Annotated in this window: 15 protein-coding genes and 1 other RNA gene; 13 read left to right on the forward strand and 3 right to left on the reverse strand. The window is 73.3% G+C overall.

The genetic code is table 11. The features are described from left to right. Window positions 1–88 precede the first annotated feature (88 nt). Window positions 89–4,153 carry an FtsK/SpoIIIE domain-containing protein gene (locus IF00_RS47240; protein WP_030324445.1) on the reverse strand — a complete coding sequence of 1,355 codons (4,065 nt, stop codon included), beginning with the start codon at window positions 4,151–4,153 and terminating at the stop codon, window positions 89–91. A 535-nt stretch (window positions 4,154–4,688) separates the two neighbouring features. Here IF00_RS47240 and IF00_RS0132945 point away from each other — a divergent pair. From IF00_RS0132945 to IF00_RS0132960, 4 genes are all read left to right on the forward strand, one after another. Beyond that, window positions 4,689–6,434 (forward strand): serine/threonine-protein kinase, encoded by a 1,746-nt coding sequence (locus IF00_RS0132945; RefSeq protein ID WP_030324450.1) that lies wholly within the window; start codon window positions 4,689–4,691, stop codon window positions 6,432–6,434. Window positions 6,435–6,560: 126 nt separating this feature from the next. Continuing rightward, complete coding sequence (locus IF00_RS0132950) at window positions 6,561–7,799, forward strand: serine/threonine-protein kinase (protein ID WP_030324451.1); 1,239 nt, start codon at window positions 6,561–6,563, stop codon at window positions 7,797–7,799. A 29-nt stretch (window positions 7,800–7,828) separates the two neighbouring features. Continuing rightward, complete coding sequence (gene prfB, locus IF00_RS0132955) at window positions 7,829–8,932, forward strand: peptide chain release factor 2 (RefSeq protein ID WP_030324452.1); 1,104 nt, start codon at window positions 7,829–7,831, stop codon at window positions 8,930–8,932. A gap of 392 nt (window positions 8,933–9,324) precedes the next feature. Next, window positions 9,325–10,041, forward strand: a complete 717-nt coding sequence (locus IF00_RS0132960; protein WP_030324453.1) for an LPXTG cell wall anchor domain-containing protein — start codon at window positions 9,325–9,327, stop codon at window positions 10,039–10,041. A gap of 117 nt (window positions 10,042–10,158) precedes the next feature. On the opposite strand, the gene IF00_RS0132965 is transcribed toward IF00_RS0132960, so the two are convergent. Further along, window positions 10,159–10,344: a hypothetical protein gene (locus tag IF00_RS0132965; RefSeq protein ID WP_030324454.1), complete on the reverse strand. Its 186-nt coding sequence runs from the start codon at window positions 10,342–10,344 to the stop codon at window positions 10,159–10,161. 235 nt (window positions 10,345–10,579) lie between these two features. On the opposite strand from IF00_RS0132965, the gene ftsE reads away from it, so the two are divergent. The 5 genes from ftsE (at window position 10,580) to ssrA (ending at window position 14,525) form a co-directional block, all read left to right on the forward strand. Further along, window positions 10,580–11,269 (forward strand): cell division ATP-binding protein FtsE, encoded by a 690-nt coding sequence (ftsE, locus tag IF00_RS0132970; protein ID WP_030223113.1) that lies wholly within the window; start codon window positions 10,580–10,582, stop codon window positions 11,267–11,269. 23 nt (window positions 11,270–11,292) lie between these two features. Continuing rightward, the gene (ftsX, locus tag IF00_RS0132975) at window positions 11,293–12,210 is read left to right on the forward strand and encodes a permease-like cell division protein FtsX (protein ID WP_030324455.1); all 918 of its coding nucleotides are present in this window, start codon (window positions 11,293–11,295) and stop codon (window positions 12,208–12,210) included. Window positions 12,211–12,288: 78 nt separating this feature from the next. Next, on the forward strand, window positions 12,289–13,476 hold the full coding sequence (locus IF00_RS0132980; protein WP_030324456.1) for a S41 family peptidase: 1,188 nt from the start codon (window positions 12,289–12,291) through the stop codon (window positions 13,474–13,476). An 18-nt stretch (window positions 13,477–13,494) separates the two neighbouring features. After that, on the forward strand, window positions 13,495–14,034 hold the full coding sequence (gene smpB / locus IF00_RS0132985) for an SsrA-binding protein SmpB (RefSeq protein WP_051820739.1): 540 nt from the start codon (window positions 13,495–13,497) through the stop codon (window positions 14,032–14,034). Window positions 14,035–14,132: 98 nt separating this feature from the next. Further along, window positions 14,133–14,525: a transfer-messenger RNA gene (gene ssrA / locus IF00_RS43250) on the forward strand. An 81-nt stretch (window positions 14,526–14,606) separates the two neighbouring features. Here ssrA and IF00_RS0132990 read toward each other — a convergent pair. Next, a complete protein-coding gene (locus IF00_RS0132990) occupies window positions 14,607–15,866 on the reverse strand; it encodes an MFS transporter (protein ID WP_078944941.1) in 1,260 nt (419 codons plus the stop codon). A 107-nt stretch (window positions 15,867–15,973) separates the two neighbouring features. Between IF00_RS0132990 and IF00_RS0132995 the strand changes: the two genes are divergently transcribed. From IF00_RS0132995 to IF00_RS0133010, 4 genes are all read left to right on the forward strand, one after another. Continuing rightward, a complete protein-coding gene (locus IF00_RS0132995; RefSeq protein ID WP_051820740.1) occupies window positions 15,974–16,978 on the forward strand; it encodes a LysR family transcriptional regulator in 1,005 nt (334 codons plus the stop codon). A gap of 193 nt (window positions 16,979–17,171) precedes the next feature. Further along, complete coding sequence (locus IF00_RS0133000; RefSeq protein ID WP_030324462.1) at window positions 17,172–18,539, forward strand: nitrate/nitrite transporter; 1,368 nt, start codon at window positions 17,172–17,174, stop codon at window positions 18,537–18,539. Window positions 18,540–18,623: 84 nt separating this feature from the next. Beyond that, complete coding sequence (locus IF00_RS0133005) at window positions 18,624–19,772, forward strand: uroporphyrinogen-III synthase (RefSeq protein WP_030324464.1); 1,149 nt, start codon at window positions 18,624–18,626, stop codon at window positions 19,770–19,772. Between the two features lie 235 nt (window positions 19,773–20,007). Further along, window positions 20,008–22,347 carry a HelD family protein gene (locus IF00_RS0133010; protein WP_030324466.1) on the forward strand — a complete coding sequence of 780 codons (2,340 nt, stop codon included), beginning with the start codon at window positions 20,008–20,010 and terminating at the stop codon, window positions 22,345–22,347. The last annotated feature ends 375 nt before the right edge of the window (window positions 22,348–22,722 follow it).

Here is a 22,722-nt window from a genome sequence, read left to right on the forward strand (position 1 = left end):
GTGCCGACAGGTCTACGCCCGGTGACGGGGCCCCGCAATACCGCCTTCCGTGTCAAGTGGGCGATCGTGACGCCCTCGTGACGTGATGTCAGCTGTGGGTCGCGGGGGTCAGCGGGGGCACGGGTGTCGCCTCGACCGAGCGGGCGGCACGGTCGAGGGCGCTCGCGAGGAGGGCCAGATCGGTCGGCCCGTTGCCCAGCTCGCGGACCGGGCGGCGGGTCGGCGGATCGCCCATCCGCTCCCACTCCAGAGGCACCACGGTGGGGCGGAGCGTCGCCGTCCGGGGGATCCGGCCGGTGACGCGACCCGCCTGGAAGGGCGTCACCCGGCCGTCCGGATGGCCGAGGCGACCGCGCCCGGCGGCCGGTACGTCCGGTCCCGCGGTCACCGGGGGCGCGTCGAGCACGATCCGCAGCCGGGCCCCGTGGGCCAGCTCCGTGTCGGCGGTCCGGTCGGGACGCGCGGAGGTCGCGACGAGGTGCACACCGAGCCGCTCGCCGTTCCGCGCGACGGCCTCCAGGGCCCGCACGACGGATCCGGCGGCGGGGCGCCCGGAGGCGCCGAGCGCGGGGGCGACGAGGGCGTCGAAGTCGTCGACGAGAACGATGAGCCGGGGGAGGTGGGCGGGTCCGCCCCAGGGCCGTCCGGGCCCCTGCTCGCCGTCGGCTGGCCGGGGAATCCGCCCGGCCGCCTCCTCGCCGGAGGGCCGGGGCGCGCGGCGGTCGGCGAGGTCGCCGTCGCCGGGGCGGGGCACGCGGCCGCTCGGGTAGCCGCCGAGGTCACCGTCCCCGGGCCGGGACACGCGCCCGCTGCCGTGGCCGACGACGTCCTCCGCCCCGGTGCGGGGCACCCGCCCGCTCGGGCGGTCCGTGAGGTCGCCGTCGCCGGTGCGGAGAGTGCGGCCGCCGAAACGGTCGTCGCCGTCCCGGCGCGGCAGCCGCCCGCTGGGCGTATCGGTCAGGAAGGCGTCGGAACCCGCCCGGGTGCGGGAACCGGACCGCTCGTCGAACGAACCGTCGCCGGGCCTGGGCACGCGCCCGCCGCCGGGTCCGCCGCGGTCCTCGGCCCCGGGACGGGGTACTCGTCCGCTGCCGTGGCCGCCCAGGTCCTCGGCCCCGCGGCGCGACACGCGCCCACTGCCGTGGCCGCCCAGGTCCTCCGCACCCGTGCGGGCCACGCGGCCGCTCGGGTGGTCGGCGAGGTCGTCGTCGCCCGTGCGCAGGGTGCGGCTGCTGGGACGCCCGGTGGGGTCCTCGGACCCGGGGTACGTGACCCGGCCGCCGAGGTCATCGGCACCGGGGTACGCGCTCCGGCCGCTCGGCCGGCTGTCCAGGTCTCCGGGGTACGCGCTCCGGCCGCTCGGCCGGCTGTCGAGGTCGCCCGTGTACGTGATCCGGCCGCTCGGGCGGCCGCCGAGGTCCTCCGGCGTGGGGTACGGGCCGTCCGTGCGGCCGCTTCGGGTGCTCGGGAGGGCGCCGATGGTGCCGTCGCCCGTGCGCAGAGTACGGCCGCTCGGGCGGTCCGTGAGGTCGCCGGAGTCCTGGAGGCGGACGGTGGCGCGGGCGCCCTGGGGCACGGACTCCGCCGCGCTCGGCGAACGCTGGCCGATCAGCCGGTCGGCGGCGGTCGCCGCGGGCGCCGCGCGCGTCCCCCGGCGGTCGGCGAAGTGGCTGTCGCCGAGCAGCTCCGCCCGGCGCTTCAGCTCCGCGCCCAGAGCCTGCGCGAACTCCCGCATCCGCACCGGGTCCGAGGCGACCAGGTGCTCCGTGACGTGCGGAAGCTCCGTGCAGACCGCGAGTCCTTCGCCGCGGTCGCCACCCGCTCCGTCCACCAGGAGCAGGCCGAGCCGGTCGGGGCGGCCGCCGGCCGCGAGCGAGGCGGCGATCGAACGGAGCAGCTCCGTCCGCCCGCTGCCCGCGGGTCCCTCGATCAGCAGGTGGGGGCCCTCGCGGGTGAGGTCCACGGCCAGCGGGCCGCGCGGTCCGGCGCCCAGGACGGCGGTGCCGTCCGCGGCGGAGGCCCAGCGGGCCATCAGGGAGGCGGGGGTGGCGCGGGCGAGCCCGAGCTCGTCGAGGAGGCGGGCCGACGGGGGCAGCGCGGCGGCACGCGCGCCGGGCGTCGCCGTCGTGTCCGTACGCAAGGGGGCGAGCGCGCGGCCGAAGCGCTCGGCCCAGGCGACGGAGACCGCGTCGACCACGCCGACGGTGCCGTGGCCGGCGACGCGTCCGCCGGAGGTCCTGAGCAGCCGCAGCGCCGTCGCCACATCACCGCTGAGGAGCGCGGCGGCCCCGCACTCGCGGAACGCGAGGGACGCGGCGCACGCCGTCTCGTAGGTGGCGGCCACCGGGGAGACCGGGGAGGCCGAGGGCGCCTCGGCGAGGCACAGGAGATGGATCCCCGCTGCCGCTCCGGCGCCGGCCAGCCGTGCGACGGTCTCGCGCAGGGCCGCCGAACCGGGGTCGCCGTCGACGACCACGACCGTCGTCGGACCCTCGTGCCGGGCCGCCGCCTCCGCGACGGACGCGCGGTCGGCGCTGGGCCAGCCGGGGCCGAGGGGACCGTCGTCGAGCCGCCGGGTCAGCTCCGCCGTACGGGCCTGGGCCTGCTCACGGTCGTACGCCAGGAGCAGCCGGCAGTCCTGGCCGTGGGCCGGCCGGACGTGCGGGAGCCAGCCGAGCCAGCCCCAGGACCGGCGCCGCTCCTCGAGGGAGCGGTTCCGGTCGGCGCTGATCAGCACGATCTCCAGGTCGGAGGGGGAGTGCAGGGCGGCGAGCTGGGCGACGACCGAGCGGGCGAGACCGGCGAGCCGGTCGGCGGGGCCGGCGAGGCCCAGCGAACCGGCCTCCCGCAGGCCCACGGTGACCGGGACGCCGGAGAGGTCGGCGCGGTCCGTGGTGCCGAGCCGGACCACGAGCGATTCGGGGTGGTCCTGGCCGCGCTCCCAGAGCCGGGGGCCGGGACCGAGGGCGGTGAGCAGGACGGTGGCCGGGTCGGGCCAGGTGTCGGCCATCGGCACGGGCGCGGGGGAGCCGTCCCGGGCCCCGGCGCCGAGGCGGGCGCCCGCGTGGGTGTCCGGAGCCGTACGGGGGCCGGTGGCGGGCGCCGGGAGTTCCTCGCGTCCGCCGGCCAGCCGCCGGGCCCAGGCGCCGAGGCCCCGCTTGCCACCGCTCCCCGCGCGCGGGGAACCGGCCGGGGCCGGGGGAGTGTCGCCGCGGTACGGGTGGGTCCTGCTGTGAGCCTCGCCGCCGTCGTCGTCGGGCCCGTCGTGACCGTCGGGGTGGTCGCCCGCGCGGGCGTGGCCCGCGCCGGGGGAACCCGTACCGCGATCGCGGGCGCCGCCCGGACCGTACGGGTCGTCGTACGCGTCCCCGGGGGCCCCGCCGAGCGGGACGCCGCGCGCCCCGCCGTGGGTGGTGTCGTCCACCCGGCCGCCGACCGCCGTGCGGGGCACGCCCGTGTGGGCGGGCCGGTCGTCCGCCGGAGCCCGTCCGTCGGCTCCGGGCGGTGCCACGCGCAGGTGGCCCTCGCCGTCCGGGGCGGTCGCCCTCGTCTCCGTGCCGAGGTCGTCGCCGGGGCCGGTCAGCCGGAGGGCGGACTCGCCGAGGCGCAGCAGCGCGCCCGGCCGGAAGGCGACCGGGCGGTCGCCGACCGGTGTGCCGTCGAGGGTCGTGCCGTTCGTCGAGCCCCGGTCGGCGACCGTGACCCGGCCGTCCTCGCCGACGGTCACCGTGCAGTGCGCGCGGGAGACGTCCGGGTCGTCGAGCGGTACGTCGGCGTCCACGGAACGGCCGATTCTGATCGCTCCGCCGTGCAGCAGGTGCACTCCGCCCGCGTCCGGGCCCGCCACCACGTGCAGCCGGGCCGCGGCGGCCTCGCCGACGCGGTCGTCGGGGCCGGGGACCTGGAGGGAGAGGACCGCGCCGTCGACCAGCGGGGGCTCGCCGAGCACGCACCGGCGGCCGTCGAGCCGCTCCGCGCCCGCGTAGAGCACGGTGGTGCCCGAGGCGGAGGTGTCGGGGCCGGTGACGGCGGCGGCGAGGTTCGAGGCCACGGCGGCCAGGGCCGTCCCGGCGGGGGCCGTGACGAGCACGTCGCAGGTACGTCCGGCGCCATGGCCGGCGTACGGCGCGAGGACGGTCAGCCGGATCTGCATCGCCGTCAGCGGTCCCTTCTGCGTGATGCCCGGCAGGGGGACCGCCCTGTGACTCCCCCCACCCGGCACGGACGCGTCGCCCGGTACAGGTCGGCACGGCGCGGGGGCTCCCGACCCCACCGATGCGACGTGCTGGAGGCATCCTCGCACCTGCCACCGACAACCCGCCCCCGGGTCGGCCGGAAGTGATCTTGAATGGTCGGCTGTGGACGCAAAAGTGCCTGGTTGGGCTTGCCTTCGGAACATGCCCGGCAACCGTCTCGCTTCCGGAAGCGTCTTCTTTCGGACAGACCGGACCCACCCGGCCCCATCCGGGCCGGTCCGGCGAAGGCACACGCCGGCACCGACGTCGGCGCGGCGCCGGCCCGCCCCGGGCAGGCCGGCGGAATCGGAATCGGCCTGTGGACGACCGGCCTGTACCCCGTTCGGCGGCACTAAAGTGGGTCGGACACCCGGACGGGTCACAACAGAGGACAGGGACCCCGGGAACATCACCGGAGCACCCCAGGACCACGATCAGCAGGGAGCGCGTGACGTGCGGCCTATCGGCAGCAAGTACCTGCTCGAGGAGCCGCTCGGCCGCGGCGCCACGGGCACCGTCTGGCGAGCCCGCCAGCGGGAGACGGCGGGCGCCGAGGCGGCCGTGCCCGGCCAGCCCGGCGAGACCGTCGCGATCAAGGTCCTCAAGGAGGAGCTGGCCAACGACGCGGACATCGTGATGCGCTTCCTGCGCGAGCGGTCCGTGCTGCTCCGGCTCACTCACCCCAACATCGTGCGCACCCGCGACCTGGTCGTCGAGGGCGATGTCCTCGCGCTCGTCATGGACCTGGTCGAGGGCCCCGACCTGCACCGGTACATCCGGGACAGCGGCCCGCTGACCCCGGTCGCCGCAGCCCTCCTGACCGCCCAGATCGCCGACGCGCTCGCCGCCAGCCACGCCGACGGCGTCGTCCACCGCGACCTGAAGCCGGCCAACGTCCTGCTCGCCGAGCAGGGCGGCCAGATGCACCCGATGCTCACCGACTTCGGCATCGCGCGCCTCGCGGACTCCCCGGGCCTCACCCGCACCCACGAATTCGTCGGCACGCCCGCGTACGTGGCGCCGGAGTCCGCCGAAGGCCGCCCGCAGACCTCCGCCGTCGACATCTACGGCGCCGGCATCCTGCTCTACGAGCTGGTCACCGGCCGGCCTCCGTTCGCGGGCGGCACCGCCCTGGAGGTCCTCCACCGGCACCTCAGCGAGGAGCCCCGCAGGCCGTCGACCGTGCCCGGGCCCCTGTGGACGGTCATAGAGCGCTGCCTCAGCAAGGACCCGGACCGGCGGCCGAGCGCGGTGAACCTCGCGCGAGGTCTGCGCGCGGTCGCCGCCGGCATCGGCGTGCACTCCACGCCCGCCCAGATCGAGGCGGCCGAGGGCGTCGGCGCGCTCCTCGCCCCGGACCCGGCGCCCGCGCCCGTCCCGCAGACCCCCGAGGCCGGGGCCGCCGACCCCACCCAGGTGCTGCCCAGCGGCGCCGGGACGGCGCCGCAGTACGACCCCGCCGGCGCGACCAGCGTCATGCCGACCAGCGGCCCGGCGGGCGCCGCCGACCCGACCGCCGTCATGCCCCCCGTACCGCCGCGGCCGCCGCAGGGCGCGCAGTCCGAGGAGCCGCACCCCTGGCAGAGCCAGCTCCGCGCGGCCCGCGACCGCAACGAGCAGACGCAGGTGCAGTACCTGGACCCGAGCCAGGACCCGCTGCGCCGCCGTCCGCAGCGGCAGCAGCCTCCGCAGGACCAGCGGCCCGGCCAGTACGGCCAGCAGGGCCAGCAGGGCCAGTACGGACAGCAGCCGCCTCAGCCGTACCAGCAGCAGCGTCCCGCGCAGCAGCGGCCGCAGCAGCCGTACCCGCCGCAGCACCAGCAGCAGCACCAGCCGCAGCAGTACGCGCCGCCGCCCGCCCCGCAGCAGTACGCGCAGCCCCAGCAGCAGTACACCCCGCCGCAGCCGCCGCCCCAGGCGCCGGCCCCGCGCGAGCCGCGTCCGCCGCGTCAGCGCAGCGCCAACCCGGTGCGGATCCCCGGCCTCGGCTGCCTCAAGGGCTGCCTGGTCATGATCGTGCTGTTCGTGGTCGCGGGCTGGCTGGTCTGGGAGCTGACCCCGCTCCAGGACTGGATCGCCGAGGGCAAGAGCTACTGGGAGGCCATCGGCGACGGCATCTCGAAGGTGACCGACTGGTTCTCCAAGATCGGCGAGGCCACCGACTCCACCGGTGCTACCGGCGGTACGACCGGGCAGTGACCCCGTAGGACGACGCAATACTGCCGATTTATCGACTTCCGAGGGGTGATTTCCCCTCGGAAGTGACGTCCGGCGGCTGCGGACGCGTAACTTTGCACGCGAACCGCAGCCGCTGAGGGAGCAGTCTTGGCACGGAACATCGGCAGCCGCTACACCACCCACCAGATCCTGGGGCGGGGCAGTGCAGGAACGGTGTGGCTCGGCGAGGGGCCCGAGGGTCCCGTCGCCGTCAAACTGCTGCGCGAGGACCTGGCCTCCGACCAGGAGCTCGTCGGCCGCTTCGTCCAGGAGCGGACCGCCCTGCTCGGTCTCGACCACCCCCGCGTGGTCAAGGTCCGCGACCTCGTCGTCGACGGCAACGACCTGGCCCTCGTCATGGACCTCGTGCGCGGCACCGACCTGCGCACCCGCCTCGACCGGGAACGCCGGCTCGCCCCCGAGGCCGCCGTCGCGATCGTCGCCGACGTCGCCGACGCACTCGCGGCCGCGCACGCAGCCGGGATCGTCCACCGGGACGTCAAGCCGGAGAACATCCTGCTCGACATGGAAGGGCCGCTCGGGCCCGGCGGCGCGCATCCCGCCCTGCTCACCGACTTCGGCGTCGCCAAGCTGATCGACACGCCGGGCCGCACCAAGGCCACCCGGATCATCGGCACCCCCGACTACCTCGCCCCCGAGATCGTCGAGGGCCTCCCGCCGCGCGCGGCCGTCGACATCTACGCCCTCGCGACGGTCCTGTACGAGCTGCTCGCCGGCTTCACCCCCTTCGGTGGCGGCCACCCCGGCGCCGTGCTGCGCCGCCACGTCACCGAGACCGTCGTCCCGCTGCCCGGCATCCCCGAGGAGCTGTGGCAGCTGATCGTGCAGTGCCTGGCGAAGGCCCCGGCCTCCCGGCTGCGCGCCTCCGAGCTCGCCGCCCGCCTCAAGGACGTCCTGCCGCTGCTCAAGGGCATCCCGCCGCTCGACGTGGACGAGCCGGACGCGGAGCCTGCGCCGGAGACGTACGAGGAGGAGGCGTACGCGACCGGTGCGGGTGCGGGGGAGCCCGGTCCGCGCCGGGCGGCCGTCCCGCTCGTCCCCGGCGCCTCCGCCGACTCCAACCGGGACACCCACACCTCGATGCGCGTCCCGGCCCCCGACGAGCTCTCCGGCGGCCCGCTGGGCACGGCCCGCGCCCCGCGCCCCGCGGGGGCCCGCAGACCCGGCTCGGCCCGCCACAAGGCCGAGGCGGTCCGCAAGCGCCGGATCACCCTCACCATCGCCGCGGTGGTGGTCGCGGGCGCCCTCGGCGCGGGCGGCTACCTGGCGTCCTCCGGGGACGCCGACACCCCGCCGCAGGACTCCAAGCAGTCCTCCCTGCCGTAACAGCGGCGGCGAGCCGTTACGCTGGACGCGTGGCAGTCGTCGATGTATCCGAAGAGCTGAAGTCCCTCTCCTCGACCATGGGGTCGATCGAGGCCGTCCTGGACCTCGAGAAGCTGAGGGCCGACATCGCCGTGCTCGAAGAGCAGGCCGCGGCCCCGTCCCTGTGGGACGACCCGGAGGCGGCGCAGAAGATCACGAGCAAGCTTTCGCACCTGCAGGCCGAGGTCCGCAAGGCCGAGACCCTGCGCGGGCGCATCGACGACCTCGCGGTGCTCTTCGAGCTCGCGGAGGAGATGGACGACCCGGACACCCTCGCCGAGGCCGAGACGGAGCTCACCTCCGTCCGCAAGGCCCTCGACGAGATGGAGGTCCGCACCCTCCTCTCCGGCGAGTACGACGAGCGCGAGGCCCTGGTCAACATCCGCGCCGAGGCCGGTGGCGTCGACGCCTCCGACTTCGCCGAGCGGCTCCAGCGCATGTACCTGCGCTGGGCGGAGCGCCACGGCTACTCGACCGAGATCTACGAGACCTCGTACGCGGAGGAGGCCGGCATCAAGTCGACCACCTTCGTGGTGAAGGCGCCGTACGCCTACGGCACGCTCTCCGTCGAGCAGGGCACCCACCGCCTGGTCCGTATCTCGCCCTTCGACAACCAGGGGCGTCGCCAGACCTCCTTCGCCGGTGTCGAGATCCTGCCGGTCGTCGAGTCCTCCGACCACGTCGAGATCGACGAGTCCGAGCTGCGCGTCGACGTCTACCGCGCCTCGGGCCCCGGTGGCCAGGGCGTCAACACGACCGACTCGGCCGTGCGCATCACGCACCTCCCGACCGGCATCGTGGTCTCCTGCCAGAACGAGCGCTCGCAGATCCAGAACAAGGCGAGCGCCATGAACGTCCTCCAGGCCAAGCTCCTCGAGCGCCAGCGCCAGGAGGAGCGGGCCAAGATGGACGCCCTGAAGGACAGCGGCAGCTCCTGGGGCAACCAGATGCGCTCGTACGTCCTGCACCCGTACCAGATGGTCAAGGACCTCCGTACGGAGTTCGAGGTCGGCAACCCGCAGTCCGTCCTGGACGGCGAGATCGACGGCTTCCTTGAGGCGGGCATCCGCTGGCGCAAGCAGCAGGAGAAGTAACCCGGGAACACGGCACGTTCGGGCCCCGCACCGTCATGGTGCGGGGCCCGTCGTCGTTCTGCGCGGCGGCATCCGTCCGCTCAGCGGATTCGCTGACGCAAGCGGAAACGAGGCCGCTGGGGAGCTTTGTCGACAAGGGAACTGGCGGTGCGGGACCCGGAGTTCTGGGTTTACGTCACAGTTGCATCGTCGTATGTGGGACACGTCGTGATCTTTCGGGCATCGCACGCGCAACGACCTTGACGCTTCATCGGAAACTCGGAAGGGTGGCGTACTGGCATGCGCATTTCTGGGGCGCGTGCGAACGGGGGCGGGCCCAGCAGTGAGCCGCCTCTGTCGCGTGCCCCGAGCGCTGCCCCATGACGAGATGAGCTACTGGGGGTAGCAGCCAGATGACCAAGCAGATGCGAATCCGTATCGCGCGCATCGCCGCGGGTGCGGTGATCGCGGCCGGTGCGTCGCTGACGGCGGCGGGTGCGGCGCAGGCCGTGGGCGCCTTCGGTGAGAACGACCCGACGCCGACGCCCACCTGCATCCCGGGAACCGCCGGGTGCCAGGAGACCACGCCGCCGGAGACCACTCCGCCGGTGACCACTCCGCCGGAGACGACGCCGCCGGTGACCACTCCGCCGGTGACGACGCCGCCGGTGACCACTCCGCCGGTGACGACGCCGCCGGAGACGACCCCGCCGGTGACCACGCCGCCGGTGACCACCCCGCCGGAGACGACTCCGCCGGTGACCACCCCGCCGGTCGAGACCACGGAGCCGGGCACGGGCGAGACCACGGAGCCGGGTCCGGGCGAGACCACGGAGCCCGGCCCGGTCGAGACGACCGGCCCGGCTGACGGCGGCACCGACAACGGTGACGCCGGCACCTGCACCGTCGACCTCGACGGCGCCGAGTGCGTGGACAGCGGCAACAGCAACACCGACACCAACAACGCCGGCTCGCAGCCCGTGCAGCAGGGTCAGGCGAAGGAGGAGCTCGCCGAGACCGGTGCGGCCGAGACCTCGTTCCTGATCATCGGTGCCGCGACCATGATCGCCGGTGGCATCGGCTTCCGCATGCTGCCGCGTCTCGTCGGCGGTGGCCGCGCCGCCGTCTGATCCGGCCGCGAGGATGGATCCGTACGGCGCATGACGTACAGAGCATGAGGAAGGGCCGGGGAGATGCTCCCCGGCCCTTCTCCATGGTTCCGGCTCGTGTGGACGCCGTGCGGTCCGCTAGACCGTACGGACCGCCGCGAGCAGGGCGATCGCAGCCAGCAGGGCGATCGCCAGCGTCAGCAGCATCGCGGGCGAGAGACCACCCTGCGGGGTCAGTCGCTCCCGGTTCGCGCGGCAGACGGGGCAGCGGCCCTCGGCGACCGGGGCCGCGCAGTTGGCGCACACCAGTCGGTCGTAGGTCATGCGCTCTCCTCCTCCCGCACTGGGTTTCACACCAGGACAACGTCCGAGGGTGTCCGGACGTTCCCCCTACCACTCTGCCAGCTCGACGGCGTTTCGGCGCGCCCCACCGGATCGCGACCGCCCCGTCCGCAAGGGCGAAAAGGATAAACGTCGCAAGCCGGAACCGCGACTGCGCGGGTCTTCCCCGGTCGCGTAAGGTCACGCACACCTACTCCCGGCCGACCGTGGTGCATCCGTGATCCGATTCGACAACGTCTCCAAGTCCTATCCGAAGCAGAACCGCCCCGCGCTCCGGGATGTATCCCTGGAGATCGAGAAGGGGGAGTTCGTCTTCCTCGTCGGTTCGTCCGGCTCCGGAAAGTCGACTTTCCTGCGGCTGCTCCTCCGTGAGGAGCGCGCCAGCCAAGGCCAGGTGCACGTCCTCGGCAAGGACCTGGCCCGGCTCTCCAACTGGAAGGTGCCGCACATGCGGCGTCAGCTCGGCACCGTCTTCCAGGACTTCCGCCTCCTTCCCAACAAGACCGTCGCCGAGAACGTGGCCTTCGCCCAGGAGGTCATCGGCAAGCCGCGCGGCGAGATCCGCAAGGCCGTGCCGCAGGTGCTCGACCTGGTCGGGCTCGGCGGCAAGGAGGACCGGATGCCGGGCGAGCTCTCCGGTGGTGAGCAGCAGCGCGTCGCCATCGCCCGGGCCTTCGTCAACCGCCCGATGCTGCTGATCGCCGACGAGCCCACCGGCAACCTCGACCCGCAGACCTCGGTCGGCATCATGAAGCTGCTCGACCGCATCAACAGGACAGGGACCACCGTCGTCATGGCGACCCACGACCAGAACATCGTCGACCAGATGCGCAAGCGCGTCATCGAGCTGGAGAAGGGCCGCCTCGTCCGCGACCAGGCCCGCGGCGTCTACGGTTACCAGCACTGAGCAGGTAGGGGACTCAACACACCATGCGCGCTCAGTTCGTGCTCTCCGAGATCGGCGTCGGTCTCCGGCGCAATCTCACGATGACGTTCGCCGTCATCGTCTCCGTGGCCCTCTCACTCGCCCTGTTCGGCGGTGCGCTGCTCATGCGCGAGCAGGTCAGCACGATGAAGGACTACTGGTACGACAAGGTCAACGTCTCCATCTTCCTCTGCAACAAGGCCGACGCGGCTTCCGCGGCCAAGTGCGCCAAGGGCGCGGTCACGGCGCAGCAGAAGGAGCAGATCGAGGCCGATCTGAAGAAGATGGAGATCGTCGACACCGTCCTGCACGAGACGGCCGACGAGGCGTTCAAGCGGTACAAGGAGCAGTACGGCGACACCGCCATCGCCTCCGTCGTGACGCCGGACCAGATGCAGGAGTCGTTCCGGGTCAAGCTCAAGGACCCGGAGAAGTACAAGGTGGTCGCCACGGCCTTCGCCGGCCGTGACGGCGTCGAGTCGGTCGCGGACCAGCGGGGCATCCTGCAGAACCTCTTCGACCTGATGAACGGCATGAACATCGCCGCCCTCGGCGTCATGGGGCTGATGCTGGTCATCGCGCTGATGCTGATCGTCAACACGGTCCGCGTCTCGGCCTTCAGCCGCCGCCGCGAGACCGGGATCATGCGGCTCGTCGGCGCGTCCAGCTTCTACATCCAGATGCCGTTCATCATGGAGGCGGCGTTCGCCGGACTCCTCGGTGGCGCGGTCGCCTGTGTGCTGCTGCTCGTCGGCCGGTACTTCCTCATCGACCACGGCATCGCGCTCGCGGAGAAGATGCAGCTCGTCAACTTCATCGGCTGGGACGCCGTCTTCGCCAAGCTGCCTCTGGTGATCGCCATCGGGCTGCTGATGCCCGCGGTGGCGGCTTTCATCGCGCTGCGCAAGTACCTGAAGGTGTGAGAAGACACCACTGACGGCGGAGGGCGTCGTACGGGCAAAGCCCGTGCGGCGCCCTTGCCTTGTCCTAGAGTGGGCGCCATGCCGGCCGGCACCGACCATCTCTGTATCCGGCCCCGCGGAGTGCTCCGTGGGGCCGTTCTGACGTTGGTCTTCACCGGGGTCCTGGCCACCGCCGCCGCCACCGGCTCGCTGCCCCGGCAGGAGTCCGCCGCCGGGCGCACGACGGCGACCCTGCGCGCGGGGGAGGGGTCCCGGGACTCCGCGACGGTCGACAGCGCAGCCCTGAACCGGGCCGCCGCCGACGCCATGGCGGACGGCAAGTCGGGCAAGCAGGCGGCCGAGGAGTTCGTCAGCCGCAGCGGGGACCGCTGGGGCGCGGTGTACGACAAGAGGGAGTACGCCGAGTTCGAGCAGGCCCTCGACGGCGCCTACACCGGCGTGGGGCTCTCCGCCGGCCGGGCCGCCGGGGGCAGGGTCCGGGTGACCCGGGTGCAGAGCGGCGGCCCCGCCGAGCGGGCCGGACTCCGGGCCGACGACCGGCTGGTCTCCGTCGACGGCCGCCCGGTCGACGGGCTCTCGGTCTCCGAGGTCGTCGCCCTCCTGCGCGGCGACGGCGTACCGGGCTCCAGCGTCGCCCTCCGGGTCGAGCGGGGCCGCGCGGCCTGGACGCAGACACTGCACCGGGCCAGGCTCGCCACGGACCCGGTCACCGTCCGCCGTCTCGACGACGGGACCCTGCTGATCCGGGTCGCCGCCTTCACCAAGGGCGCGGGCGCGCGTGTGCGGGACGCGGTACGGGCCGCGCCGGCCGGTGCCGGCGTCCTCCTGGACCTGCGGGGCAACGCCGGAGGCCTGGTCGCCGAGGCCGCCGTGGCCGCCTCCGCCTTCCTCGACGGCGGTCTGGTCGCCACGTACGACGTGGAGGGCGAGCAGCGCGCCGTGTACGCGGAGGGCGGCGGTGACACCGGCAGGCCGTTGGTGGCGCTGATCGACGGGGGCACGATGAGCGCGGCCGAGCTGCTCACCGGGGCCCTCCAGGACCGGGGCCGGGCCGTCACGGTCGGCTCGCGCACCTTCGGCAAGGGTTCGGTCCAGATGCCCAGCGCCCTGCCGGACGGCTCCGTCGCCGAGCTGACCGTCGGCCACTACCGCACCCCGGCCGGTCACGCCGTCGACGGCCGGGGCATCACCCCCGACCTGACCGCAGGGGAACGGGCGGAAGAACAGGCGAAGACGGTATTGAGTGGCCTCGGAGGGGGCTCGTAGTGCGAAAATGACCGCACTATGGCAAAGGGACTCGTGAACGTGCAGGGCAAGCCTGCGAAGAAGAACCAGGACAAGGCGCCCGAGCGCAAGATCATCGCGCAGAACAAGAAGGCGCGCCACGACTACCACATCGTCGACACCTACGAGTGCGGTCTGGTGCTCATGGGCACCGAGGTGAAGTCGCTGCGGATGGGCCGCGCCTCGCTGGTCGACGGCTTCGTGCAGATCGACAGGCACGAGGCGTGGCTGCACAACATCCATGTGCCCGAGTACATGCAGGGCAGCTGGACCAACCACTCGGCGAAGCGGAAGCGCAAGCTGCTGCTGCACCGCGAGGAGATCGACAAGCTGGAGGCGAAGTCGCAGGAGACGGGTCACACGATCGTGCCCCTTGCGCTGTACTTCCTGAACGGCCGGGTCAAGGTCGAGATCGCGCTCGCCAAGGGCAAGAAGGAGTTCGACAAGCGCCAGACCCTGCGTGAGAAGCAGGACACCCGCGAGACGAACCGGGCCATCGCGGCGGCCAAGCGCAAGCAGCGGGCGGCCCAGGCCGGCTAGCGGCGCGGCCGCGGGTAATACGCTGGCGACAGCGCCCGTCGGTCACGTACGATGGGTCACGCACCTCACAGCGGGTGCGACCTTTGAAAAAACAACATGGGGATGATCGGTTTCGACAGCGGATACCGATGCAGGGGAAGCGTGTCGAGGAAGCGGCAATGATCTCGTTAACCATATGTCGCAACCAATAATCGCCAACTCCAAGAGCGATAACTCCCGCTTCGCCCTCGCTGCCTAATTTTAGGTAACGACAAGAAGCCTCTGTGAGGAGCGTCAGCCCGGGGGTGGTCCCGACCCGGATCCTGGCGTCATTTAGGGATCTAAACCTCTAGCCCCGGTCACGGGGGCTGGAGGGAAATCAAACAGTGACTGAGCCCGTCGGAGACTTGTCCGTGTGATCTCCGGGGCTGAGAAACTCGTAGCGGACTGCGCACGGAGAAGCCCTGTTTCCGTACCGTTGGACGCGGGTTCGATTCCCGCCATCTCCACCGAGCGTCCGGGAGGCTCGCCCTCTCGGACACCTCATCCCATGTGGGCGAAGGCCCGGCAGTCATCCGACTGCCGGGCCTTCGTCATGCCCGGCCGCCCTCTTCGGTCGCCGCGCGGAGCGTCAGTGCCACGGCGGCCGCGACGGCCGGGACCAGGAAGCCGAAGGATGCGAACGGGGCGTGGTCGGCGGCCCAGCCGCCGGTGGCGGAGCCGGCCGCGATGCCGCCGAGGAGGGCGGTCACGGCCAGCGTCATGCCCTCGTTGAGCTGGGACGCCGGCGTCAGGCGCTGCACCAGGCCCATGCCCGTCACCATCGTCGGAGCCGTCGCCATGCCCGCCAGGAGGAGTCCGCCGGCGAGGGCGAGCAGCGAGCCGGTCGAGGCGGCGAGCAGGGGCACCGTCATCAGGACGGCCATCGCGGCCAGGCAGGTGCGGAGCCGGACGGTGCGGCGGGCGCGGCCGTAGAGGAGGCCCGCCGCGCAGGAGCCCGCGGCCTGGAGGGCCAGCACCGGACCGGCGACGGGGCCGTCCACGTACGCCACGGTCACCACCTCCATGGAACCGAAGACCGCGCCGGTGGCGAGGAAGACCGCCAGGAGCGGGGCCATGCCGGGGACCCGCAGCGGGGAGCCCGTGGCGGCACGGGGGGAGACCGGCGGCTCGGTGGAGCGCTGGGCGGCGAAGATCAGGACGCCGGTGAGGAACAGCGCGGCGCCGACGAGGGTGCCCGCCTCGGGGAAGAGCGTGGAGCAGAGCAGCGCGGCGACGACCGGGCCGAGCATGAAGCAGAGCTCGTCGGTGGCCTGTTCGAAGGCGTTGGCGGTGTGCAGGGCGTCGCGGTCGTCCTTGAGGAGATGGGCCCAGCGGGCCCGGGACATGCCCCCCGTGTTGGGCGAGGTGGCGGTGAGCGCGGTGGTGGCGAACAGGGCCCAGACGGGCGCCTTCTCGTGGACGCAGAGCAGCAGCACCAGATGGCCGAGGACGGCGTAGACGGTGGCGGGGACGGCGATCCGCGCCTGGCCGTACCGGTCGACGAGCCGGGCGATCCAGGGGGCGGTGAGGGCCCCGGCGGCCATGCCGGTGGCGGTCACGCCGCCCGCGAGGGCGTACGAGTCGTAGGCCGCCGCGATCATGATCACGGCGCTGACGCCGAACATGCCCATGGGCAGCCGGGCGATCAGATTGCCGACGATGAAGGCGCGGGCGCCGGGGACGCCGAAGAGGCGGAGGTAGGAGTTGCGGGAGGTGCGGACGGGGTGGCTGGGGACGGCGGTGCGCCGGTCGCGGTAGCGGGGGGCGAGGGCCGGGCCCGCCGGGGTGAGGGTGAGGTCCGGTTGCGGCATGGACCAAGGCTCGCCGTTGGGGGCGGGGTGGGTCCAACACCTGTTCGGTGGCCATTCACGCGGCTGTGTTGTTAAATGCGGCGATGTCCTCCCCGGTACCTTCCCCCATGCCGGCGTCCGCCGCGCCGACGCCCCCCGGGCCGGCGTCCGTCGTGCCGCGCGACATCGACCCCCGTCTCCTGCGCGCCTTCACCGCCGTCGCCGAGGAGCTGCACTTCACCCGCGCCGCCGCCCGCCGCTACGTCGCCCAGCAGGCCCTCAGCCGCGATATCCGGCGCCTGGAGCGCGACGTGGGCGCCGAGCTCTTCGTACGGACCACCCGGCAGGTCTCCCTCACTCCTGAGGGCGAGCGTCTCCTCCCGTACGCGCTCCGGGTGTTGGCCGCGCACGACGAGCTGACCGAGGCCTTCCGTGCCGCGCCCCGGCCGCTCCTCGTCGACCTCAACAGCCCCGGTCTCGCCCCCGAGAACGTGCTGCGCCGGGCCCGTGAACTCGCCCCGGACCAGGAGCTGATGGCCCGCTACGAGAGCGGACTCACCGGCGCCGTAAGGGAGATGCTCGCCGGGCGGCTCGACACCTCCTTCGGCCGGTACGGCGGGCTCGACGCCGGACTGCGGGCGCGGCTCGACTCCCAGTTCGTGCGGTACGAGCGCATGGCCGTGGTCCTCCCCGACGACCATCCGCTCGCCGGCCTGACCGAGGTGCCGCTCTCCGCTCTCGCCGGGGAACGGATCTACGCGGGCGCGGGGAACGACCGCACACCCGAGTGGACCGACCTCGCCGCCCGGCTCTTCGCCGGGCGCGGCATCGAGATCGCCCCGCCCGCGCCGCTCGCCGTCGGCAAGGAGGAGTTCCACCGCATCATGGCCAAGCACCGCAACCCGGTGCTCGCCGTCGTCGACTTCCCGCCCATGCCGGGATGTGTGCTGCGGCCGCTCGTCGACCCCGTACCCCTGTCGCCCGTGAGCCTGGTGTGGCGCAAAGGGCTGCGCCACACCGGTCTGGACGCGCTGCGGACCGCGGCCGCCGAGATCGGGGCCAGGGAGGGCTGGCACGCCCGCCCGGCCGGGTCCTGGCTGCCCGAGGGCGAGCCGGGGCTGCCGGGCGCCTGAGGGGGCGCCCGAGGAGGGCCGGGCGCGGGCGGGGCGCGTACCGGCGCTCACAGAGGCTTCGCACCCCGGGTGAGAGCAAGGTTCCGTCGCCGTCACCTCGCGGCACCGGGCCGAAACGCGGCCTCCCTAGCGTCGGGGGCAGGTGGACCGGGGCTGTGGACGCCCCAGGACCCGACACCCGCGGAGGTACGACATGGGCGGCCGGTGGATCGAGCAGTGGGAGCCGGAGGACGAGGCCTTCTGGCGCGAGAAGGGCGAGCGGATCGCGCGGCGGAACCTGCTCTACTCCGTCCTCTCCGAGCACATCGGCTTCTCGATCTGGAGCCTGTGGTCGGTCATGGTGCTCTTCATGGGCCCGCAGTACGGCATCGACCCGGCCGGCAAGTTCTTCCTGATCGGGACCGCGACCTTCGTCGGCGCGCTGATCCGCATCCCGTACACCTTCGCCGTCGCCCGCTTCGGCGGCCGTAACTGGACGGTCTTCAGCGCCCTGCTGCTCCTGCTGCCCACCGGCTTCGCCTTCGCGGTGATGGAGCCCGGGACCTCGTACACCACCTTCGTCCTGGTGGCGGCCCTCACCGGCGTCGGCGGCGGCAACTTCGCCTCCTCGATGACGAACATCAACGCCTTCTTCCCGCTGCGGAAGAAGGGCTGGGCGCTCGGGCTCAACGCGGGCGGCGGCAACATCGGCGTCCCCGTCGTCCAGCTCGTCGGCCTCCTCGTCATCGGTACGGCGGGCGCCGTGCACCCGAGGATCGTGCTCGGCGTCTATCTGCCGCTGGTCGTCGTCGCCGCCGTGTGCGCGGCGCTCTTCATGGACAACCTCGCCCCCGTGAAGAACGACACCGGCGCCGCGAAGGAGGCCGTCCGGGCCCGCCACACCTGGATCATGGCCTTCCTGTACATCGGCACCTTCGGCTCCTTCATCGGCTACAGCTTCGCCTTCGGCCTCGTGCTCCAGACCCAGTTCGGCCGTACCCCGCTCCAGGCCGCCTCGCTCACCTTCATCGGCCCGCTGCTCGGCTCCCTCATCCGGCCCGTCGGCGGCTCCCTCGCCGACCGTCACGGCGGCGCCCGCATCACCCTGGGGACCTTCGCCGCGATGGCCCTCGCGACCGGTGTCGTCATCTACGCCTCCGTGATCGAGTCCCTCACCGTCTTCCTCGTCGGCTTCATCGGGCTCTTCGTCCTCAGCGGCCTCGGCAACGGCTCCACGTACAAGATGATCCCGGCGATCTTCCTCGCCCAGGGGCACCGCAAGGGCCTCGCCGGGGAGGCCGCCGAGGCCTACGGGCGGCGGCTCTCCGGCGCCGCGATGGGCCTCATCGGAGCGGTCGGCGCGCTCGGCGGTCTCGGCATCAACCTCGCCTTCCGCCAGTCCTTCCAGACCTCCGGCACCGGCACGGCGGCCTTCGTCGCCTTCCTGGCCTTCTACGCGGCCTGCATGGTCGTCACCTGGGCGGTATACCTTCGCGCTCCGGTCGCGGTTCCCTCGACGGTCCCGGAGGACGCCGGGGACGTCACCGAGCCGGAGTCCCGGTCCGGCTACGCGAAGGTGTGATGTCCGGTGCCCGGCGCGGACCGTAACGATCAGGAAATACGGGCGAACCGAGACCGTCACGCGTCCCCGTCAGGCTCTGACCCCATGGACGAGCAGCAAGAACACGGCCCCGCCGGCCCCCTCGCCGGCTTCACGGTCGGCGTCACCGCGGCGCGGCGCGCGGACGAACTCATCGCGCTGCTGCGCCGGCGCGGTGCCGCCGTCGTCCACGGGCCCGCCCTGCGGATCGTGCCCCTCGCGGACGACACCGAACTCCTCGCCGCCACCAAGGAACTCATCGGCCACGCCCCGGACGTCGTCGTCGCCACGACGGCGATCGGCTTCCGGGGCTGGGTCGAGGCGGCGGAGGGCTGGGGATGCGGGGAGGAGCTCCTCGCGGTCCTGCGGGACGTCGAGCTCCTCGCCCGTGGACCCAAGGTCAAGGGAGCCGTACGGGCCGCCGGACTCACCGAGTCCTGGTCGCCCGGCTCGGAGTCCATGGCCGAGGTCCTCGACCGGCTTCTCGCCGAGGGCGTGGCGGGCCGGCGGATCGCCCTCCAGCTGCACGGGGAACCGCTGCCCGGCTTCGTGGAGGCGCTCACGGCCGCCGGCGCGGAGGTCGTCGGCGTCCCCGTCTACCGGTGGATGCCTCCGGAGGACATCGGGCCGCTCGACCGGCTCCTCGACGCGACCCTCGCCGGCACCGTGGACGCCGTCACCTTCACCAGTGCCCCCGCCGCCGCCTCCCTCTTCTCCCGGGCCGGGGAGAGGGGCGTACGGGACCGGCTCGTCGAGGCGCTGCGGCACGAGGTGCTCGCGGTCTGCGTCGGCCCCGTGACGGCGCTCCCGCTCCAGGCGGAGGGCATCGACACGTACCAGCCCGAGCGCTTCCGGCTCGGCCCGCTCGTCCAGCTGCTCTGCAGGGAACTGCCCGCCCGTTCACAGGTCCTGCCGGTCGCGGGCCGCCGCCTGGAGGTCCGAGGGCACGCCGTCCTCGTCGACGGCGCCCTGCGGCCCGTACCGCCCGCCGGGATGGCCCTCCTCGGGCTCCTCGCCCGCCGTCCCGGCTGGGTGGTCTCCCGCGCCGACCTGCTGCGGGCGCTGCCCGGCGCGGGGCGTGACGAACACGCCGTCGAGACCGCGATGGCCCGCCTCCGCACGTCCCTCGGCGCTCCGAAGCTGATCCAGACGGTGGTGAAGCGGGGGTATCGGCTGGCGCTGGACGCGGCGGCGGACGCGAAGTACGACGACTAGGGGGTGCCGCCCTCGCTCCCGCGCGGGCCGCGCCGCGCCGGGCTCGGCCCGCCACCCCCGCCGCGCCGGCACACGGGACGGCGCCCTCGGCGGCGCCTCCGCCCCCGGGGGGGCGCCCGCACTCGTGGCCCGGCGGGCACGGGGTGCGGGGGCGTACGGTGATCTCGCCTGACACAGTGCCTTCCGGTGGCGTACGCTCGACGGCTGCCCAGTGCACGTCAGAAGGGGGCCTTAGGTGGCCGCGCAGGAAGCCGTGGACACGGTCAGAGACCGTGAGATCGGTGTCGAGCAGGAACATCTGGATCACGTCTACCGCCGACTGGAGGAGAAGATCCACGAGGCGGAGTTCCTGATGAACGACGCCGCCCAGCGGGGCCAGGTCGGCACGCCCGGCGCGCTCGCCGAGCGCGACGCCCAGGTCTTCCGGGCCGGCATCCACCTCAACCGGCTCAACAACGAGTTCGAGGACTTCCTCTTCGGCCGGATCGATCTGCTGTACGGCAAGGACGGGAAGAAGGGCCCGGACGGGGCCTACACCTCCGTCGAGCCCGCCGAGGACGCCGTACGGCCCGACAACACCGCCGAGATCGGCGAGACCCTCCACATCGGCCGGATCGGCGTCCTCGACTCCGACTACGCGCCGCTGGTCATCGACTGGCGCGCACCGGCCGCCGCGCCCTTCTACCGGTCCACGCCGGTCGATCCGGGCCGGGTCGTACGGCGCCGGGTCATCCGCTCCAAGGGCCGCCAGGTCCTCGGGGTCGAGGACGACCTCATGCGTCCCGAGCTCCGGGCCACCCTGGACGGGCGCGAGCTGCCCGTCATCGGCGACGGCGCCCTGATGGCCGCCCTCGGACAGGCCCGCAGTCACACCATGCGGGACATCGTGTCCTCCATCCAGGCCGAGCAGGACCTCGTCATCCGCGCGCCCGCCGCCTCCGTCACGTACGTCGAGGGCGGGCCGGGGACCGGCAAGACCGCCGTGGCCCTGCACCGGGCCGCGTACCTGCTCTACCAGGACCGGCGGCGGTACGCGGGCGGCATCCTGATCGTCTCGCCGACCCCGCTCCTCGTCTCCTACACCGAGGGCGTTCTGCCCTCCCTGGGCGAGGAGGGGCAGGTCGCCATCCGCGCGGTCGGCAGTCTCGTCGACGGCGCCGAGGCCACCGCCTACGACGACCCGGCCGTCGCCCGGATCAAGGGCTCCTCCCGGATGCTCCACGTGCTCCGCAAGGCCGCCCGCGGCGCCCTGGAGACTCCGCCGCCCCGGAACCAGCCCGAGCTGGGCGAGGAGGACGTCCCCGTCCCGGCGGGCACGCCGACGCGGCTGCGTGTCGTCGCCTTCGGCCGCCGTCTGGAGCTGGAGGCCGACGAGCTGCGGCGCATCCGGCACAACGTCCTCGGCGGCACCGCCCCCGTCAACCTGCTGCGCCCGCGCGCCCGCCGGCTGCTCCTGGACGCGCTGTACGCCAAGTCGGGCGCGGTCGGCCGGCACAGCGACCCCGAGCTCGCCGCCGAACTGCGTTCCTCCTTCGACGAGGACGTGTCGACGGAGGACTCCTTCCTCGGGTTCCTCGACGCCTGGTGGCCCGAACTCACCCCGCGCCGGGTCCTCGACGCGATGGCCGACGAGCGCCGGCTCGGCCGCTGGGCCCGCCGCATCCTCAACCCGGGCGAGGTGCGGCGGCTCGCCCGCTCGCTGCGCCGCACGGAGCTGTCCGTCCACGACGTGGCGCTCCTCGACGAGCTGCACACCCTGGTCGGGGCCCCGGCCAGGCCCCGGAAGAAGCGCGAGTACGACCCGCTCGACCAGCTCACGGGCCTGGAGGAGCTCATGCCCGTCCGGGAGGAGACCCAGCGCGAGCGGGCCGAGCGGCTCGCCGCGGAGCGCACCGAGTACGCGCACGTGATCGTCGACGAGGCGCAGGACCTCACGCCCATGCAGTGGCGGATGGTCGGGCGGCGCGGCCGGCACGCCACCTGGACGGTCGTCGGCGACCCGGCGCAGTCCTCCTGGTCGGACCCGGACGAGGCCGCGGCGGCCCGCGACGAGGCTCTCGGGTCCCGTCCGCGGCGCCGTTTCGAGTTGACCGTGAACTACCGGAACCCGGCCGAGATCGCCGAGCTCGCGGCCAAGGTGCTCGCCCTCGCCATGCCCGGCAAGGAGTCGCCGCGCGCGGTCCGCTCGACGGGCGTCGAGCCCCGTTTCGTACGGGTCGCGGAGACGGCAGGGAAGCCCGATCTGGCTGAAACTGTTCGGTCCGAGGCGCGGCTGCTCCTGGAGCGGGTCGAGGGCACCGTCGGTGTCGTCGTCGCCATGAACCGGCGCCAGGAGGCGGCCCGCTGGCTGGCCGAGCTGGGCGACCGGGTGGTGGCACTCGGCTCCCTGGAGGCGAAGGGACTGGAGTACGACGCCACGGTCGTCGTCTCGCCCGCGGAGATCGCGGACGAGTCACCGGCCGGCCTGCGGGTCCTCTACGTGGCCCTGACCCGGGCGACGCAGCAGCTCACGGTGGTCGCGGCGGCGGCGGACATGCCGGACGAGGCGGGGGTCCCGGACCTGCTCAGGGACTGATCCCACGGAGCGGGTGACGCCGATTTCAGGTCAACCTGTGGCGCTGGAATCACCAACCAGGGTGGTTTGTTAGCCTTGTCGTGGCACCGGCTCGATCCAAGCCCCCGGGCCCAACCTTCGTCCCTCAGAGGGACCACTTGCCGCGAGGCGAGCATGGCGGGTCGGTGCCACTTAGACGTACGTACGAAGTCGAGGCCCTCGTCACCCCTGGTGATGGGGGCCTCTTCTGTTTCCCCAGAACTTCTCGTATGGTGGAAACTACTTTCCGAAAACAAAATGACCGCATTACCTGCTACCGGCAGGTAGGTGCGACCATCGGAGGGCGCCGCCGGGCAACCAGCCGGGGCGGCGTAGCAACGAAGCTCAGGGAAAGCA

It is taken from the genome of Streptomyces flavochromogenes, from assembly GCF_000717595.1.
Lineage (GTDB): Bacteria > Actinomycetota > Actinomycetes > Streptomycetales > Streptomycetaceae > Streptomyces > Streptomyces flavochromogenes.